Origin of the sequence: Chryseobacterium sp. NRRL B-14798, from assembly GCF_050470705.1 — a bacterium.
Taxonomy (GTDB): Bacteria; Bacteroidota; Bacteroidia; order Flavobacteriales; family Weeksellaceae; genus Chryseobacterium; species Chryseobacterium cupriresistens.
On record NZ_JBFLUL010000005.1, the window covers coordinates 4,168,030 to 4,184,151 of the forward strand.

At 36.4% G+C, this 16,122-nt stretch carries 17 protein-coding genes; 10 read left to right on the top strand and 7 right to left on the bottom strand.

Features of this window, described 5'->3' with window-relative positions; genetic code table 11:
- Nucleotides 1-117: 117 nt before the first annotated feature.
- Entirely contained in the window at nucleotides 118-465 is a 348-nt protein-coding gene (gene secG / locus AB1278_RS19045; RefSeq protein ID WP_110010885.1) for a preprotein translocase subunit SecG, read from the top strand.
- A 51-nt stretch (nucleotides 466-516) separates the two neighbouring features.
- Here the strand turns inward: secG and AB1278_RS19050 are convergent, their stop codons facing one another.
- Both AB1278_RS19050 and recR read right to left on the bottom strand, forming a co-directional pair.
- Entirely contained in the window at nucleotides 517-1,356 is an 840-nt protein-coding gene (locus tag AB1278_RS19050; protein ID WP_411414326.1) for a glycosyltransferase family 2 protein, read from the bottom strand.
- On the bottom strand, nucleotides 1,352-1,963 hold the full coding sequence (gene recR, locus AB1278_RS19055) for a recombination mediator RecR (protein ID WP_202843333.1): 612 nt from the start codon (nucleotides 1,961-1,963) through the stop codon (nucleotides 1,352-1,354). Before recR ends, AB1278_RS19050 begins: the two co-directional genes overlap by 5 nt.
- Before the next feature lie 237 nt (nucleotides 1,964-2,200).
- Here recR and AB1278_RS19060 point away from each other — a divergent pair, with 237 nt between their 5' ends.
- The 5 genes from AB1278_RS19060 to AB1278_RS19080 all read left to right on the top strand — a co-directional run bounded on the left by AB1278_RS19060 (nucleotide 2,201) and on the right by AB1278_RS19080 (nucleotide 6,025).
- A complete protein-coding gene (locus tag AB1278_RS19060; RefSeq protein WP_202843335.1) occupies nucleotides 2,201-2,806 on the top strand; it encodes a hypothetical protein in 606 nt (201 codons plus the stop codon).
- A gap of 23 nt (nucleotides 2,807-2,829) precedes the next feature.
- The gene (locus AB1278_RS19065) at nucleotides 2,830-3,321 is read left to right on the top strand and encodes a hypothetical protein (protein ID WP_202843337.1); all 492 of its coding nucleotides are present in this window, start codon (nucleotides 2,830-2,832) and stop codon (nucleotides 3,319-3,321) included.
- 80 nt (nucleotides 3,322-3,401) lie between these two features.
- Nucleotides 3,402-4,844: an aminoacyl-histidine dipeptidase gene (locus AB1278_RS19070; protein ID WP_202843339.1), complete on the top strand. Its 1,443-nt coding sequence runs from the start codon at nucleotides 3,402-3,404 to the stop codon at nucleotides 4,842-4,844.
- A gap of 213 nt (nucleotides 4,845-5,057) precedes the next feature.
- Nucleotides 5,058-5,639 carry a TIGR00730 family Rossman fold protein gene (locus tag AB1278_RS19075; RefSeq protein ID WP_429816376.1) on the top strand — a complete coding sequence of 194 codons (582 nt, stop codon included), beginning with the start codon at nucleotides 5,058-5,060 and terminating at the stop codon, nucleotides 5,637-5,639.
- A gap of 17 nt (nucleotides 5,640-5,656) precedes the next feature.
- A complete protein-coding gene (locus AB1278_RS19080) occupies nucleotides 5,657-6,025 on the top strand; it encodes a hypothetical protein (RefSeq protein ID WP_227943659.1) in 369 nt (122 codons plus the stop codon).
- A gap of 64 nt (nucleotides 6,026-6,089) precedes the next feature.
- Here the strand turns inward: AB1278_RS19080 and AB1278_RS19085 are convergent, their stop codons facing one another.
- Both AB1278_RS19085 and AB1278_RS19090 read right to left on the bottom strand, forming a co-directional pair.
- Nucleotides 6,090-6,419, bottom strand: coding sequence for a 2Fe-2S iron-sulfur cluster-binding protein (locus tag AB1278_RS19085; RefSeq protein WP_034697026.1), 330 nt, complete (start codon nucleotides 6,417-6,419; stop codon nucleotides 6,090-6,092).
- Between the two features lie 12 nt (nucleotides 6,420-6,431).
- Nucleotides 6,432-7,487 carry an NAD(P)/FAD-dependent oxidoreductase gene (locus AB1278_RS19090; RefSeq protein ID WP_429816379.1) on the bottom strand — a complete coding sequence of 352 codons (1,056 nt, stop codon included), beginning with the start codon at nucleotides 7,485-7,487 and terminating at the stop codon, nucleotides 6,432-6,434.
- Between the two features lie 153 nt (nucleotides 7,488-7,640).
- Here AB1278_RS19090 and AB1278_RS19095 point away from each other — a divergent pair, with 153 nt between their 5' ends.
- Nucleotides 7,641-8,411 carry a DUF3108 domain-containing protein gene (locus AB1278_RS19095; protein WP_429816382.1) on the top strand — a complete coding sequence of 257 codons (771 nt, stop codon included), beginning with the start codon at nucleotides 7,641-7,643 and terminating at the stop codon, nucleotides 8,409-8,411.
- A gap of 408 nt (nucleotides 8,412-8,819) precedes the next feature.
- Here AB1278_RS19095 and pheS read toward each other — a convergent pair whose 3' ends face one another.
- Nucleotides 8,820-9,830 carry a phenylalanine--tRNA ligase subunit alpha gene (gene pheS / locus AB1278_RS19100; RefSeq protein WP_343641627.1) on the bottom strand — a complete coding sequence of 337 codons (1,011 nt, stop codon included), beginning with the start codon at nucleotides 9,828-9,830 and terminating at the stop codon, nucleotides 8,820-8,822.
- A gap of 126 nt (nucleotides 9,831-9,956) precedes the next feature.
- Entirely contained in the window at nucleotides 9,957-10,616 is a 660-nt protein-coding gene (locus AB1278_RS19105; protein WP_202843347.1) for a YceI family protein, read from the bottom strand.
- A gap of 75 nt (nucleotides 10,617-10,691) precedes the next feature.
- Between AB1278_RS19105 and AB1278_RS19110 the strand changes: the two genes are divergently transcribed.
- Nucleotides 10,692-11,627: a sulfate/molybdate ABC transporter ATP-binding protein gene (locus AB1278_RS19110; RefSeq protein WP_202843349.1), complete on the top strand. Its 936-nt coding sequence runs from the start codon at nucleotides 10,692-10,694 to the stop codon at nucleotides 11,625-11,627.
- A gap of 303 nt (nucleotides 11,628-11,930) precedes the next feature.
- Here AB1278_RS19110 and AB1278_RS19115 read toward each other — a convergent pair whose 3' ends face one another.
- Entirely contained in the window at nucleotides 11,931-12,275 is a 345-nt protein-coding gene (locus AB1278_RS19115; RefSeq protein ID WP_062675403.1) for a zinc ribbon domain-containing protein YjdM, read from the bottom strand.
- A 583-nt stretch (nucleotides 12,276-12,858) separates the two neighbouring features.
- On the opposite strand from AB1278_RS19115, the gene AB1278_RS19120 reads away from it, so the two are divergent.
- Both AB1278_RS19120 and AB1278_RS19125 read left to right on the top strand, forming a co-directional pair.
- Nucleotides 12,859-14,064: an RsmB/NOP family class I SAM-dependent RNA methyltransferase gene (locus AB1278_RS19120; protein ID WP_062675404.1), complete on the top strand. Its 1,206-nt coding sequence runs from the start codon at nucleotides 12,859-12,861 to the stop codon at nucleotides 14,062-14,064.
- A 186-nt stretch (nucleotides 14,065-14,250) separates the two neighbouring features.
- Entirely contained in the window at nucleotides 14,251-15,918 is a 1,668-nt protein-coding gene (locus AB1278_RS19125; protein ID WP_429816388.1) for a GLPGLI family protein, read from the top strand.
- The last annotated feature ends 204 nt before the right edge of the window (nucleotides 15,919-16,122 follow it).

Sequence of the window (16,122 nt, forward strand, 5' to 3'; positions counted from 1 at the left end):
TAGAAAAAACGGCAACAAATGTTGCCGTTTTTATTTTTATCAACATTTGGCGATATCTTTTTTTGTAATTCAGTAAAAAAAGATTAAATTTGCCCATTCAAAAAGATATCAGAATTAATGGATACTATATTTACACTATTGATGGTTCTTATTATGATTGCCAGTGTCTTATTGGTAATTATTGTTATGGCACAAAATCCAAAAGGAGGAGGCCTTTCCAGTACATTCGGAGGTGCATCATCTGCACAGTTCGGGGTACAGAGAACCAATGATTTCATGGAAAAAGCAACATGGACTCTGGGCGGAACTATCATCGTTCTTATCCTTTTAAGCGTTGTTATTACAGGTAAGCCTTCTCAGGCACTTCCTACACAACAGCCTGCTAAGAAAGAAGCTCCGGCAAAACAGTCAGCTCCTGCTTCTTCCACAACTACTCCGGCACAGACTCCTGCACCGGCAAAATAAGAAGAATATCATCTTACATACAACAAAAGCAACTCAGATTGAGTTGCTTTTTTATTTTAACCTGATCTTTTCAATCTGATGCCGAAGCTTTAATCCTGCCTTTAAAAATGAATACTGTACAGGCTTCGATTCTTTATAATATTTATCAATAAAGATCTGCATGGCTCCGTAAAATCTGTTGAGGTATACTTCATCTTTAATGGTACTTTCCCCTTTGTGATGAAGAATTGAAACTTTCCCGTAATAGAAGTTTTGATATCCGTTTCTTAAAAAGGTATAACAAAGATCAATATCTTCTCCATACATAAAATAAGCTTCATCCAATCCTCCTATTCTCTCGTAAACGTCTTTTTTAGCCAATAAAAATGCTCCGGTGATTACTTCCACTTCAGCAATAGCATTTTCTTCTATATCGTTTCTGTAATAGGATTTCGAGTTGTTCTTTTTAAAATTGGTAAACAGCTTTTCAAATGAATTGAACATATCCGGAACCGATCGCTTGCTTTCAGGAAGAAAATTTCCTCCGGCATCATGCATTCTTACTCCCAGACATCCGAATGAAGGCTGTGCATCTGCAAAATCCAGCAGTTCTTTCATATAAAACCCTTCAAATTCAGTATCAGGATTCAAAAGCAAAATATATTCTCCTTTTGCCTTCCGGACAGCCTGGTTATTTGCTTTTGAAAACCCGCCATTTGTTGCAGAAGATATAAAATGTACGTTGGGAAATTCAGAAATAAGATCTCGCCATGAGCTATCCGCAGAAGCATTATCAATGACAATCACCTCATAATCTATATCCTGTACATACTTCCGGAGCGACAGTAGGCAGCTTCTGAGCAATTGGGTAACATTATAATTAACAATAATAACGGACAACTTCATATTAATCCTTTTCGTTGTAAGGCAGTCTGTTGATAATAGATCTTCCTAAAGAAATTTCATCTGCATATTCCAGTTCATCTCCCACAGAAATTCCTCTTGCAATGCTGGAAAAATTCACATTGAAATTTTTAAATTTCTTGTAAATATAATAGGCAGTGGTATCTCCTTCCATCGTAGCACTCAGAGCAAAAATAAATTCCTTTACCTGTCCGTCATTCAGTTTCTTTTCTATGCTTGGAATATTCAGCTGGCCTGGCCCTACTCCTTCCATGGGAGAAATTTTCCCGCCAAGAATCAGATATTTCCCGGTGTATTTTCCTGTATTTTCTATAGCAATCACATCCCGTACATCTTCAACAATACAAATCAGTTCACCATTTCTCTTTTCATTGCTGCATATTTCACAGATGTCAAAATCCGAAAAATTATGACATTCTTTGCAGTACTTTATTTCATTAACAAGATTAATCAGGGAGTTGCCAAGGCTTACAGCTCTGGAATTGGGCTGCTTCAGCAAATGTAATGCTAATCTCAAAGCCGTTTTCCTGCCAATTCCAGGCAGCCCGGAAATTTCATCTACTGCCTTTGCCAATACTTTACTAGGGTAATCCATAAGTACAAAAATAAGGATTAAAGTTGATAATTGATAGTGAATAATGAATCGTCGATTCGCTTCGTTTGTGAATTTGTATAAAGTGATTATTGACTATTGGCTTTGCGCAGCAAAAATTGACTATTGACCATGAGGTTAATGTCCCATTATGATATTTTATATTTCCCGTGTATCTGAGGACACTAAAAAAACCTTTATATTTGCGGCTTAAATTAAATATGAAAAAAATAAACTGATATGGTACTTAACAATCTTAATTATCCTCTGGATTTCAAATTCAAAATCACTACTTTAGCAAGTGACTTCAACATTACTGACAAAAACGGAAATTATGTGGCATATGTCCGTCAGAAAATGTTCAAGTTAAAAGAAGATGTTATTGTTTTTAATGATGAAAGCAAGTCTAAGGAACTTTTCAGAATTAAAGCTAACCAATGGATTGATTTCAACGCTTCTTATTCTTTGAACGACCTCATCGACAACAAAAACTTCGGCAGGCTGGCAAGAAAAGGAATGCGTTCTCTGTGGAAAGCAAGTTATGATATCCTGGATGCACATGATCAGCCTAAGTTTAAAATTCAGGAAGATAGTGCATGGGTAAGATTCTGGGACAGCTTTGTAGGAGAACTTCCTATCATCGGGATGTTTACAGGATATTTCCTTAATCCGTCCTATACTGTGACAGGGATTGATGGAAAGGCTTATTTTAAGCTAAAAAAAATGCCTTCATTCTTCGGAAGAAGATTTCAGCTGGACAGACTGATCGATATTGATGATGAGGAAGAAAGCCTGGTAATCCTTTCTTTATTGATGATGACACTTCTTGAAAGAGCAAGAGGATAAACAAATAATAAAACCACAAAGACATGAAATATGTAATCATTGTATTTTCCGCATTTCTACTGGTAGCCTGTAAAAAGCAAAAAGAAACTGTGTCAGGTTCTGCTCCTGCTGATTCTTTACATATCACTAAAGATACTGCTTCTATCGGACCTTCTTCAGGAAATATTCTGGTGGGAACCATTCCGTTTCCAAAAGAAATCAAAGAATGTTCCTGCTATTTTGCAGCCAGCAAATCTGATTTTGAAAATGAAAGATATATCTATGCGGATGATGCCGGAAAAACAGCATACATGATGCTTGACGGTAAAAGACTGGCGATGAACCTCATTTCATCAAGTGACATGGAAGTAGATGAATTGCTGACCAAGGAAATAGAAAATGATGATTATAAAATTTCTGTAAAAGGTAAAAAAATAAAGGGCGAAGAAGCTTTGCTGTTTGAAGGAACTCTGACTATAGAGAAACCGGACGGAACTACATTTACCACTCCGATCTATGGAGAATGCGGATGTTAATAAAGCTAAATCCTACAAAAATGCTTCTGTATCTCACGGAAGCATTTTTTATTTCGTAAATTTGAGAAAAATAAATTTCAATGGAATTATCTAATATAGAACCGCAGATTATATGGAAAAATTTCTCCAGATTAAATGCTGTTCCAAGACCTTCAAAAAAGGAGGAAAAAGTAATAGCTTTTATCAAAGGATTTGGTGAAAATTTAGGACTGGAAACTACGGTAGATGAAGTAGGAAACGTTATTATTAAGAAACCGGCCACGGCAGGAATGGAAAACCGTAAATCGATCGTGCTTCAATCGCACCTTGATATGGTTTGCCAGAAAAACAATGATGTGAATTTCGATTTTGAAACGGAAGGAATCAAAATGGAAATTGATGGTGACTGGGTTAAGGCTAAAGGAACTACTTTGGGCGCTGATAATGGTTTAGGAGTAGCAACCATCATGTCTATCCTTGAGAGTTCAGATATTCCACACCCTGCATTGGAAGCTCTTTTCACGATTGATGAAGAGACCGGAATGACAGGTGCTTTAGGATTAAAACCAGGACAATTGACAGGACAAATCCTATTGAATCTTGATACGGAAGAGGATGATGAAATTGATATCGGCTGTGCAGGAGGTGTAGACGTGACAATCACTCAAACCTATGCTGCAGAAGCTTCAAAAGGACAAATTGTAAGACTTGAAGTAAAAGGTCTTCAGGGAGGACACTCCGGAATGGATATCCATAAAGGTTTCGGAAATGCCAATATCATTCTGGGAAGACTTCTTTACAGCGGATTGGACAACCAAAATATTGAACTGGTTTCTATCGACAGCGGAGGTTTGAGAAACGCTATTCCAAGAGAAGGAGTTGCTATAATCTCAGTGAGAAATGCTCAGGAGTTTATTGAAAATGTAACGGTTCTTAAAAAAGAGATCTTAGAAGAATTTGCTGCTGTAGAACCGGGAATCCAGATCAATATTGAAAACTCTACGTCTTCCGACAAAGCTATTTCAGAAGCAGATTCCAGAAAAGTGATCCTTACTTTAAAGGCTCTTCACAACGGAGTTTACAGAATGAGCCCGGACGTAAAAGATCTTGTAGAAGCGTCCAACAATGTAGCAAGAGTAGAACTGAAAGGTGGAGAACTTAAGATCTTAAACCTTACGAGATCTTCTGTAGATTCTTCCAAATATTCAGTGGCAGAACAATTGAAATCGGTAGCAGAGCTTGCTGGAATGAATGTTGAATTCAGCGGTTCATATCCTGGATGGAAGCCAAAACCTGGTTCAGAGATTGTACAGCTGATGGAGAAACTTTATATTGAAAAGTTCACTGAAAAACCTCATGTAGTAGCATGCCACGCAGGTCTTGAATGTGGTATCATCGGTGCCAACTATCCTGAAATGGAAATGGTAAGCTTCGGACCTACTATCAGAGGCGCACACTCTCCTGATGAAAGAGCGAATATTCCTTCAACTCAGAAATTCTGGAGCTTCCTGAAAGATATTTTAGCAAATATCCCTCAGAAATAGAACATTAAAATAATTATATTAATATCCAAAGTCTTATGATTTTGGATATTTTTAGTTTTAGTCTGAATATATTTATTTAATTATAAAAGTGCTTCGACAGGCTCAGCATGGTATCTCTAATACTAACTGCTTTTTTAGAGATAATTTTTAGCAGCGTCATGCTGAGCTTGTCGAAGCATCCCAACAATAGAATAAAAAAACAAATCATATACAATGAAAAGTATCACCATATTCTGCGGCTCAAGCTTTGGTTCGCAAGACATTTACAAAGAACAGGCATTTTTATTGGGACAAACTTTAGCTCAACAAGGCATACAGCTTATATATGGCGGTGCTGATGTTGGTTTGATGGGAACTATAGCAGACGGAGCATTGACCGAAGGAGGCAAGGTTATTGGAGTCCTTCCCCACTTTTTACAATCTAAAGAAATTGCCCACAAGAACCTGACAGAACTTATCATCGTGGAGACTATGCACGAAAGAAAAACCAAAATGAATGAACTTTGTGATGGAGTTATCGTTCTTCCCGGCGGCTATGGTACATTGGAAGAGTTTTTTGAGATGATCACCTGGGCACAGCTGGGGCTTCACAAAAAACCGATAGGAATTTTGAATATTGACGGATTTTATGATGATCTGATCAATCTGGTTCAAACCATGGTCGATAAAGGATTTTTAAAGCAGGTAAACAGAGATATGCTGCTGATCAGCGATACCATTGATGGCCTGCTGGAAAAGATGAGAAATTATCAGGCGCCTACAGTTGGGAAATGGATTTCTAAGGAGGAAATTTAAGTTTTATAGTCTTTCATATGAATAACTACAACGTTAATAAAGAAATGCTTGGAGTTGCCACAGCATTTGTAACTATATTCGTTATTGTTCCTGCTCTTTCCTCTTATTTTATGGAAGATTGTAAGACTGCGATGGAAAGAGTCAAGAAGCAAAAATGTAAAATGAGAGTTGAAAGTATTGAAGGTATAAAATCTCTTAAATTAAAGGGAACTATTTCTGAAAGCAATCAGCCTTGTGAATGTTATGACAACGGCCAATGGTGGATTTCCTATAAAGATGAAATAGAACCGGGAGATTACTTTATAAAGAATGAAGGTGAAAGTTACTTAGAAATCATTAAAGAAGACACTCTAATCAGACACGAGTATATATGTTCTCAGAAATAAATATAAAAACAAAACCCGTCCGAAAAATCCGGACGGGTTTCTTATTAAGATTAAAAAATATTTTCTAAGGATAAGGAGCAATTTCCACTTCGAGCCCTTCCATAGCATCGGCAATATGTAACTGACATCCTAATCTGCTGTTGTCTTTCACGTGGAAAGCTTCAGCCAGCATGGCATCTTCTTCATCTCCCATTGGTTCCAGACCCGGATCATTGATTACATATACCTGGCATGAAGCGCACATCGCCATTCCTCCGCATACCCCAATAGTACCTTCTTCTGCCAATTCATAGGAACGGATAATTTCCATTAAATTCATGGACATATCCGTAGGCGCTACGACATCATGGGTTACCCCTTCTCTGTCGGTGATTTTAATATTAACGTCTGACATAATTCTGCAAAATTAGTCAATTTTTTTCACAACTGCCTTCTCAGCTTCTTTACGGCTTCCGTCAAATCCGTCTACACCACTTACCGTTGTATATTTTAATACGAATTTTTTACCAGGATTTAGTCTGTTGTACACACTCTGACACATTAAAGTAGCTTCGTGGAAACCACAAAGGATCAACTTCAGTTTTCCAGGGTATGTATTGATATCTCCAATAGCATAGATACCATCAATGTTAGTTTGATAATCAAGAGCATTGTTTACAACGATTGCATTTTTCTCGATATTCAGTCCCCAGTTTCCGATCTCACCCAATTTTGGTGTTAATCCGAATAAAGGAATGAAATAATCTGTTTCAATATCGTAAGCTTCCTGTCCTTCTACTTCTACAGTGATTGCTTCTACTTTTCCGTCACCTTTAATACCGATAACTTCTGCAGGCGTAATTAATTTGATTTTCCCCTGGTTTTTCAGATCCTGAACTTTCTCTACAGAATCCAAAGCTCCCCTGAACTCGTTTCTTCTGTGGATCAATGTTACTTCACTGGCAACGTTAGAAAGGAAGATACTCCAGTCTAACGCAGAGTCACCTCCACCAGCAATCACCACTTTTTTATTTCTGAAGTGTTCAGGTTCTTTAACGAAATATTCAAGGCCTTTTTCTTCATAATCAGCAATATTTTCAAACGTAGGTTTTCTTGGCTCAAAAGTTCCTAAACCTCCTGCGATGGCAATCGCTTTACATCTGTGAACGGTTCCTTTGTTGGTAATTACCTCAAACCATTCATCGTCTATTTTTGTATAAGAAACAGCTGTCTCCCCTAAAGTAAATCCAGGCTGGAACTGCTTGATCTGCTCCATCAGATTATCCACCAATTCTCCGGCATTCACTGAAGGATAACCAGGGATATCGAAAATAGGTTTTTTAGGATAAAGTTCAGCCAATTGCCCTCCCGGCTGTGGAAGCGCATCAATAATATGGCACTTCATTTTTAATAAACCAGCTTCAAAAACTGCAAAAAGTCCTGTAGGTCCCGCACCTATGATCAATATATCAGTGGTTATCATAATCTTTAAGATAATTTAATTATACATGTAACTGCAAATTTACTAATTTTAATGCGAAGCATATTTAATTGATTCTAAATAAAAACCTGAGATTTGTCAAATATCTATCTTTTAAGATTTTAAATTTGGCAATATTTTTGTAAAAGTCTTGTTATGAATAAACTTTTGAACCTTTTTGCTGTATTTATATTCTTTTTAGGCTCGGCCCAGATTGATAATATCGCGGATGGCGAATCCATTACTCTTAGAATTCACTATGGTTTCCTTAATGCAGGAACTGCCAATCTTACTACCAAACAAACCACTTACAAAGGTATACCTCATCTCTATGTAAAAGGAACCGGGCAGACAACAGGTGCTGTAAAAGCATTCTTCAAAGTAGAAGATTTATATGAAAGTTTCATCAATACACAGACGGGATTACCAAGCTTTTATGTTAGAAATGTACGTGAAGGAAGTTACCGCCAGCATTTTGAAACCGTTTTTAATCACGATAACAACACTTTAATTTTAACAGATAAAAAGACACCAGCCAATGGTTCTAAAGTTCTGAAATCAGTAAAAGGTGTTCAGGATATGCTTTCCTGCTTTTATTATTTAAGAAGTAAAAGCCCGGATGAACTGAAAGTGGGAACTGTTATTAATATGAATGTATGGATTGATGATGAAATGTTTCCTTTTCAGCTGAAAGTAACAGGAACAGAAAATTTAAAAACCAAATTTGGAACTATTAACTGTTTAAAAATTATTCCGTCTGTAAAAAGCGGAAGAGTGTTTAAGGAAAAAGAAGGCGTAACCATGTGGGTTTCCAATGATTCCAACCACATTCCTATGCTGTTGAAGGCTGAGCTTGCAGTAGGATCACTGAAAGCCAGTATTGATGATTATAAAAATGTGAAGTATCCTTTAAAGTTTAGTAAATAACAATCCACAGTTGTAAAGATAAAACCTGTCTCAAAAGTCAAATAATTTGATTTTTGTCATTGACTACGTCGAATCTTCGATTTCTGACGAAGGAAGAATCTCATCGATAATTAATAACCTGAGATTCTTCACTCCATTCCATTTCGTTCAGAATGACACTTTTGAGACAGGCTTTTTTATTTTCAATGTAATATATTCCTGCTACAGATTGTCTTTATAATAGAGGCAGACAAAGAGCTGCAGCATGTCAATACTTCATTTGAGGTACCTGGCGGTTCCGAACCGAAGTATGGGCATAAGAAACAGACACGTGTAAATTTTTCAATAAGATCAGTTTTTAATTACGTTTTGTTTCTTAGGTCAGTAATTAAAAACAAAAAACCTCCGGAGCTCCGGAGGTTTGATTTTTTATAGCGTTTTGAATTGTTCAAGTGTTCTGATATCATTTTCGAAGAACATTCTGATGTCACTCATCTGGTAAAGAAGCATCGTGATTCTTTCAATACCCATTCCGAATGCATATCCTGAATATTTCTCAGCATCGATATTCACATTTTTCAGTACGGCAGGGTCTACCATTCCGCATCCCATAATTTCCAGCCATCCTGTACCTTTTGTGATTCTGTAATCTGTTTCTGAGTTTAATCCCCAATACACATCAATTTCAGCACTTGGCTCTGTGAAAGGGAAGAAAGAAGGTCTCATTCTGATTTTAGATTTTCCGAAAAGCTCAGTGGTAAAGAACTGAATGGTTTGCTTCAGGTCTGCAAAGCTTACATTCTCATCAATATATAGTCCTTCAATCTGATGGAAAATACAGTGAGAACGTGAAGAAATTGCTTCATTTCTAAATACTCTTCCCGGAGATAAAATTCTGATAGGCGGCTGGTTTTCTTCCATATAACGTGTTTGTACGGAAGAAGTATGCGTTCTTAAAAGAATATCAGGATTCTGCTCAATGAAGAATGTATCCTGCATATCTCTTGCCGGGTGATATTCCGGAAGGTTAAGCGCGGTAAAGTTATGCCAGTCATCTTCAATCTCTGGTCCGTCTGCTACTGCAAAACCGATAGATTTGAAGATTTCAATAATTCTGTTTTTTACCAGGTTGATCGGATGTCTTGAACCCAATTCCAATGGAAAAGCAGGTCTTGTAAGATCTTCTTTTTCAACCACAACAGAAGATGCGGAAGCATTTTTCAAATCCTCCAGTTTTACAGCAACTGCCTGCTTCAAAGTGTTGATCTTCTGTCCGAATTCTTTCTTTTGATCGTTAGGAACTTCTTTAAATTTTTCAAAAAAATCATTTAGAACCCCTTTTTTACCATTGTATTTGATTCGGAAGTTTTCGATCTCTTCCTTAGAGGTAGCATTGAAGCCATTTACTTCGACCAGTAATTCTTCTATCTTTTCTATCATTGTTTTACCCTTTCAAAATGTTTTGCAAAAATACGATTTTAAGTTGAATAATAAGTCCGTCAAAAAAAAATCTGCCTCTTTTTCGGGAGGCAGACTTCAATCACTTATTTCACTTAAATAAAAAAATTATTTCTTTTCTAAAGCTTTAACGCTGATCTGAAGAGTTACTTCGTCTTTAATCACGCCGTTTTCAGCAGGAGCCTGAAACTTTACTCCAAACTCTTCTCTCTTGATATCTTTTGGCTCAGTAGCTACACTTACTTCTCCATCTTTCACAGAAACATTAGCTTTAAACTGAACAGGTTTTGTAATTCCTTTAATGGTTAAATTACCATCCAAAAGAGTATTATAATCACCTTCTGCAGCAGGAGTTACCTTTGTAATTTCATAAGAAGCTGTCGGGAATTTTTCAACTTCAAAGAAATCACCACTTTTCAGGTGGCCATTTAATTTTCCTAAATCTTCCGGGCTGTCTTTCAGGTCCACAGAAGTTAAAGAGTTCATATCAGCAACGAATTTTCCGCTTTCCAGTTTTCCGTCTTTCACCGTCACATCTCCGCTTTCAAACCTGATGGTTCCAAAATGGCTTGTATTCTCAGATTTAAATACTTTATATCCCTTCCATTCAACCTTACTGTTTAGCGTATCCAGAGTGAACTGGCTACCTTCTTTAGTAGTCGTCACCTCATTACTTTCACTCGTAAGTGGTTTGTCTTTTTTACAAGAAACCACTACAGCAGCAATAAATAATGCAGGAATAGCTAACGAAAACAGTTTTTTTCTCATTTTTGATTTATTTTTATTAGTTCCGCTAATATAATAAAAAAAATTATGTTTTCATAAAAACCTTACATTTGTAATATGCTATTAGAAATAAACAATTTATTTTTCTCTCATAACAAAGAAAATCCCCTGTTTCAGAACCTTAATCTAAGGTTTGAAGAAAACAGAATTATAGCGCTGGCCGGTGAAAGCGGATGTGGAAAATCTACTCTTCTCAACCTGATTTATGGTCTTTTGGATTGGGAAAGCGGAGAGATTATTTTTAACGGAACAAAGCTTTTGGGACCGAAAGGAAATCTTGTTCCAGGAGAACCGGAAATGAAATTCGTAGCGCAGAATTTTGATCTTATGCCCTACGCTACAGTGGCTGAAAACGTAGGAAAATTTATTTCTAATATCAATTTAAAACAAAAAAAAGAAACTGTAACGGAGCTTCTTGAGGTGGTAGGGCTTCAGGAATTTGCGAATGTACTTCCAAAATACTTAAGCGGCGGACAACAGCAAAGAGTGGCTATTGCCAGAGCATTGTCTGTACTTCCCAAGCTTCTTATTTTAGATGAACCCTTCAGTAATCTTGATTTTCCGAGAAAAATTGAACTGAGGGAAAGACTTTTCAGATATGTAAAACAACATGGCGTTTCTCTGATTATTTCCACTCATGAACTTCAGGATATCATGCCATGGCTGGACCAGATTGTTATTCTGCAGGATGGAAGACTGATTCAGAATGACAGCCCGGAAGAAACCTACAGAAATCCTTACAACTCTTATGTTGCTAAGCTATTTGGGGAAGTGAATATTTTCAGTGAAGCAGAAGCTGAAGATTTCCAGCTTACCAAATTCTCTTATTATCCCAAAGAAATCAGAATTACAGAAACTGGTCTCGAAGCCGAAGTTTTTGAAAGCAGATTTGCAGGAAATTATTATTGGAATAAATTAAAGACAAAAGGAAAGGAACTCATTGTGTATACGGATGAGAAAATTTCAGGAACCATAAATGTTTCGTTTATTTAAGCGAAAAGACTTAACAGAAAAAGAGAAACACTCCATTCTCTATGAGCCCGTTTTAACTTTCAATATTCGCTGCATAACTCATACATTTACTTACACTTATCAATAAAAAAATACAAACATAAGAATCTGTATATGAAACTTTTTCTTACATTTGTATTTCTAAAGTATAAGGAAATTTTTGGTTAATTCTCTTTCTGCCTTCCAGACGGACATTAGCAATCTTGCAATTAAGTCTGTTGAAAGATTACACTGTCCAATTTTTTCCTTTTCTTTATTTTCAGGGCATAGAAAAACAAAGTTTTCTTATGCTTTCTTTACAAATTCTGACTTAAGAGCCATTGCTCCGAAACCATCAATTTTACAGTCAATATTGTGATCACTTCCCGGTCTCAAACGGATATTTTTCACTTTAGTTCCGGCTTTTACCGGTTTTGGTGCTCCCTTTACAGGTAAATCTTTTATTACCACTACAGAATCACCATCCTGAAGTTCATTTCCGTTGGAATCCAGGATTTTTCCTTCATTTGCGGCTTCAGCAGCGGCTTCTGCCGGATCCCATTCGTAGAAACACTGGGAACATACCATCATATTATCGCTCGGGTATGTAAACTCAGAGCTGCATTTTGGACAAATTACTGTGTCACTCATATTTTTATTTTTTGCAAAGGTAGAACTTTTTAGAGGTTGAAGTCAATAGATAAAGCTCAGTATAGTAGATCATAAGCTCCTGTTAATTTTACACATATAGGTGAATTAACACAAATTAAATAAACTTGCTGCAAAGAAAATAAAGTATAGTAATAAACAGTGTATATTTTGTCAGCAAATATTTTTCATTAAGCAAAAAACACAGGTTTATCTGTCTTAGAGAAAAGGCTATCGTCAACAAATAAAAAATATAAATAATCGGAAAATCTTTACAATTCAGCATTAAAATTTATTTCTACCATGTAAAAAATTAATAAACATACAGGCCATTCACTACTGAATCTCAGATTGTCAATAGTCAGTTTTTGCTTTGCAAAGTGAATCGTGAATGCGCAACCTTCCATTAGAAAACTGATCTGTACAATATATAATTACTCAAACCTCTCAACCGGAAACCGAAAATTCACAAGCGAAGCGAATTGATCATTCACAATTAACAACCCTTCATCAACTCTCCCACCCCAAATTCCAAACTCTCAATTAAAAGTCGTATTTTTGCAGATTCAAACAGCGAAGCAAATTTATGGAACTTATTCACAGAAACTTGGCAATCGGAATTCACGATGCCTTACAGGAGACATTTTTTGAGAAAAACAAATATGCCGATAAAGTTATTGAAAGACTTTTGAAAGCAAACAGAAAATGGGGAAGCCAGGACAGAGCTGTTGTTTCTGAAATTTTTTACAATATTATCCGTTGGAAGAAACGCCTTGAATACTATATGGGTGAAGGTGTAAAACCCAACAATATCTACAAACTGATTATTGCGTATTTACTCTGGAGTAAAACCAATTATAAAAAATTCGAAGAATTTGACGGAATCAAAATCGCCGATATTCTTACCAAACTTAAAAAGAATACTGTTCCTACAAAAGCAATAGAACACTCTATTCCTGAATGGCTGGCTGAAACTCTTGAAAAAGAACTTGGTGCCAGCTGGGAAAGAGAAATGATTGCCTTAAACGAGCAGGCTCCTACGGTTTTACGAGCAAACTCTTTAAGAACAACCACTAAAGAACTTATCTCTGATCTTTCAGATGAGGGTGTTGTTTCTTATCCTGTTAAAGGTTATCCTGATGCTGTTCAGCTGGAAGAAAAGAAAAATGTTTTCCTTACTACCGCTTTCAAAGAAGGATTATTTGAAGTTCAGGATGCTTCTTCTCAGAAAATCGGGTATTTTCTTGATGTAAAAGAAGGACAAAGAGTAGTAGACGCATGTGCAGGTGCAGGAGGAAAAACATTGCACTTAGCCGCATTAATGAAAAACAAAGGTCAGATCGTAGCATTAGACATCTTTGAATGGAAGCTTGCAGAACTGAAGCGTCGTGCCAAAAGAGCCGGAGCACACAACATTGAAACCCGTATGATTTCCGATAACAAGGTGATCAAACGACTTCATGAAAAGGCTGACAGACTTCTGATTGATGCACCATGTTCAGGTCTTGGTGTTTTGAAAAGAAACCCGGACAGCAAGTGGAAAATTGATCAGGACTTTATTGACAGAATTAAAAAGGAACAACAACAAATTCTTCAGGACTATTCTAAAATGCTTAAAAAAGGAGGAAAAATGGTATACGCTACCTGTTCTATCCTTCCATCTGAAAACAATCTTCAGGTAGATGAGTTCATCAAAAACAATCCTGGATTCAAGATGATTAAAGATGAAAAAGTAATGCCTAGCGAAGGGTATGACGGATTCTATATGGCTTTGATTGAGAGAATTTCTTAATTTAAATCCAACAACAATACACTAAACTACTCTATTTTCCGGAGTAGTTTTTTTTATTTAAATCTTTCAAAAAAAAATGTAACATTTTTTGTAACATTTACAGTACGTTTTCTACTAACTGTATAGATTAAACCGGTTTGACGCTGTGAGAAGTTAAGAGTAACTTTGCAGTAAACTCATTTATTTATGCATACAAGACTTGTCTTCAATTTTCTGGCTGTTTTTTTATATTGTCTGTTTTCTGCACAGACCTATGAAATTCAGTACTCCAGTTCTTATAACGGAAAAGCATTAACAGATCAGCCTTCTACAATTATCTGGGTCAATGAAAAAGAAAACTTCATTCTTAACAGCACGATCAAAGAACAAAAAAGCAGCTATCCTTATGAAATCACTAAGGTGGAAAAGCCATCCAATACTATAGTTTCTTATGCCTTTTTAAAACCCGGCTCAATCATCTCAACCTCAGATGCTGAATCTGTAGGAAAACAGGATTTTGAACTGACTAATGAAACGAAAAAGATCTTAGGGTACAACTGTAAAAAAGCCTTTACGAAAATCAATTCAAATACCATTGAAGTCTGGTATACGAATGATCTGAAACTAAAAGGCGGCCCATCTGTATTGGGGCAGAATTTAGGATTAGTTCTGGAAGTGGAAAGAAATAAGAACTCTTTAACGACTGCCGCTTCAATCAAAAAAATAAAGAACACAGGGATTGAAAACATATTGAAAGGAAACATACAAATAACCGATCAGCTGGGATATAAAGATCTCCTGTGGAAAAGCAGATTTACCACGCTGAATGTTTTTGAAAACGAAATCATCAATTTCTCTGATGCCTCAAAATCTGACGGCCAAATAAAAAGATACGCCAAGGGAACTATTATCCTAAAAAAAGTAAAATTTCCTGCTATTACAGAAGGAGAGACTATTTTTGCAGAACTAAAACAGCAATCAAATGGTGATGCCTATGACAGAACCGGAACTGTATTTTTCATTCCGCAGGATAAAGAAAAGTCTTTTTTTGACGGCCTGGAAAAGGGGGCAAAAACACTTCCTCTTTACGAAAACGGAAATGGAAAACAATATTACGGGGTAACGGCTACCGACAGTTACAGCCCTGCCATGGAAATGATGCGGTTCTTTACCGCTTTTGGCATTCAGAAATTTAATCATATTCAGCTTAAGGGAAAAGACTGGCAGACCATCAGCCCTTACCGGCAGGATATTACAGAATTGAAGCCTGCTCTATCCGGAAAAGAGCTTTGGATAGGAACTTTTATTGGAAATTATGATAAAGGAGGACACAAAGTAAGTCTTGATATTACGATTCATAAAAGCGATCAAAACGTTAATAAAAATAATGTAGCCATCCCGTTATTCAACACTTTAAACATTATGGAAATGGCCGGACAGGACTATTCTACTATGTTCAGTCAGGACAAAGGTCTACTCGTTGATTTCACTTTGGATAAAGATCTGAAAAACGCTCAGCTAAGATATACCACAACAGGACATGGCGGTTGGGAAAATGGTGATGAATTTGTTCCAAAAGCCAATTCTATATTGATGGATGGAAATCCTGTATTTTCATTTATCCCATGGAGAACAGATTGTGGCTCGTATCGTTTATACAATCCAGCCTCCGGAAATTTCCAGGATGGTCTTTCGTCATCAGACCTCAGCAGATCAAACTGGTGCCCGGGAACGGTTACCAATCCTGATTTCATTCCTCTTGGAGATCTGAAAGCAGGAAAGCATACGATTCAGGTAAAAATTCCACAAGGTCCTACGGAAGGAACAAGCTTCAGTTCATGGAATGTTTCCGGAGTATTACTGGGGGCTCAATAAAAACAAAACCTTCTTGCATGAGAATTGCAAGAAGGTAAAAACACAAATGATGAAAAAAAATTATTTCGAGCCACAAAGTAAGGGGTAAAATTCATATAATTACTTACCATAGATTAATAAATATGTTATTTTTATTTCGTATGGAGATTATGCAATTTTAGTCGCGACGAAAAAAATTAATCAAAAACATCATAATTCAAATAA

Excerpts from the sequence above, each read along its gene's own strand:
- secG (WP_110010885.1), top strand. The coding sequence starts at position 118 with ATGGATACTATATTTACACTATTGATGGTTCTTATTATGATTGCCAGT.
- recR (WP_202843333.1), bottom strand. The coding sequence starts at position 1,963 with ATGGATTACCCTAGTAAAGTATTGGCAAAGGCAGTAGATGAAATTTCC.
- AB1278_RS19060 (WP_202843335.1), top strand. The coding sequence starts at position 2,201 with ATGGTACTTAACAATCTTAATTATCCTCTGGATTTCAAATTCAAAATC.
- AB1278_RS19065 (WP_202843337.1), top strand. The coding sequence starts at position 2,830 with ATGAAATATGTAATCATTGTATTTTCCGCATTTCTACTGGTAGCCTGT.
- AB1278_RS19070 (WP_202843339.1), top strand. The coding sequence starts at position 3,402 with ATGGAATTATCTAATATAGAACCGCAGATTATATGGAAAAATTTCTCC.
- AB1278_RS19075 (WP_429816376.1), top strand. The coding sequence starts at position 5,058 with ATGAAAAGTATCACCATATTCTGCGGCTCAAGCTTTGGTTCGCAAGAC.
- AB1278_RS19080 (WP_227943659.1), top strand. The coding sequence starts at position 5,657 with ATGAATAACTACAACGTTAATAAAGAAATGCTTGGAGTTGCCACAGCA.
- AB1278_RS19085 (WP_034697026.1), bottom strand. The coding sequence starts at position 6,419 with ATGTCAGACGTTAATATTAAAATCACCGACAGAGAAGGGGTAACCCAT.
- AB1278_RS19090 (WP_429816379.1), bottom strand. The coding sequence starts at position 7,487 with ATGATAACCACTGATATATTGATCATAGGTGCGGGACCTACAGGACTT.
- AB1278_RS19095 (WP_429816382.1), top strand. The coding sequence starts at position 7,641 with ATGAATAAACTTTTGAACCTTTTTGCTGTATTTATATTCTTTTTAGGC.
- pheS (WP_343641627.1), bottom strand. The coding sequence starts at position 9,830 with ATGATAGAAAAGATAGAAGAATTACTGGTCGAAGTAAATGGCTTCAAT.
- AB1278_RS19105 (WP_202843347.1), bottom strand. The coding sequence starts at position 10,616 with ATGAGAAAAAAACTGTTTTCGTTAGCTATTCCTGCATTATTTATTGCT.
- AB1278_RS19110 (WP_202843349.1), top strand. The coding sequence starts at position 10,692 with ATGCTATTAGAAATAAACAATTTATTTTTCTCTCATAACAAAGAAAAT.
- AB1278_RS19115 (WP_062675403.1), bottom strand. The coding sequence starts at position 12,275 with ATGAGTGACACAGTAATTTGTCCAAAATGCAGCTCTGAGTTTACATAC.
- AB1278_RS19120 (WP_062675404.1), top strand. The coding sequence starts at position 12,859 with ATGGAACTTATTCACAGAAACTTGGCAATCGGAATTCACGATGCCTTA.
- AB1278_RS19125 (WP_429816388.1), top strand. The coding sequence starts at position 14,251 with ATGCATACAAGACTTGTCTTCAATTTTCTGGCTGTTTTTTTATATTGT.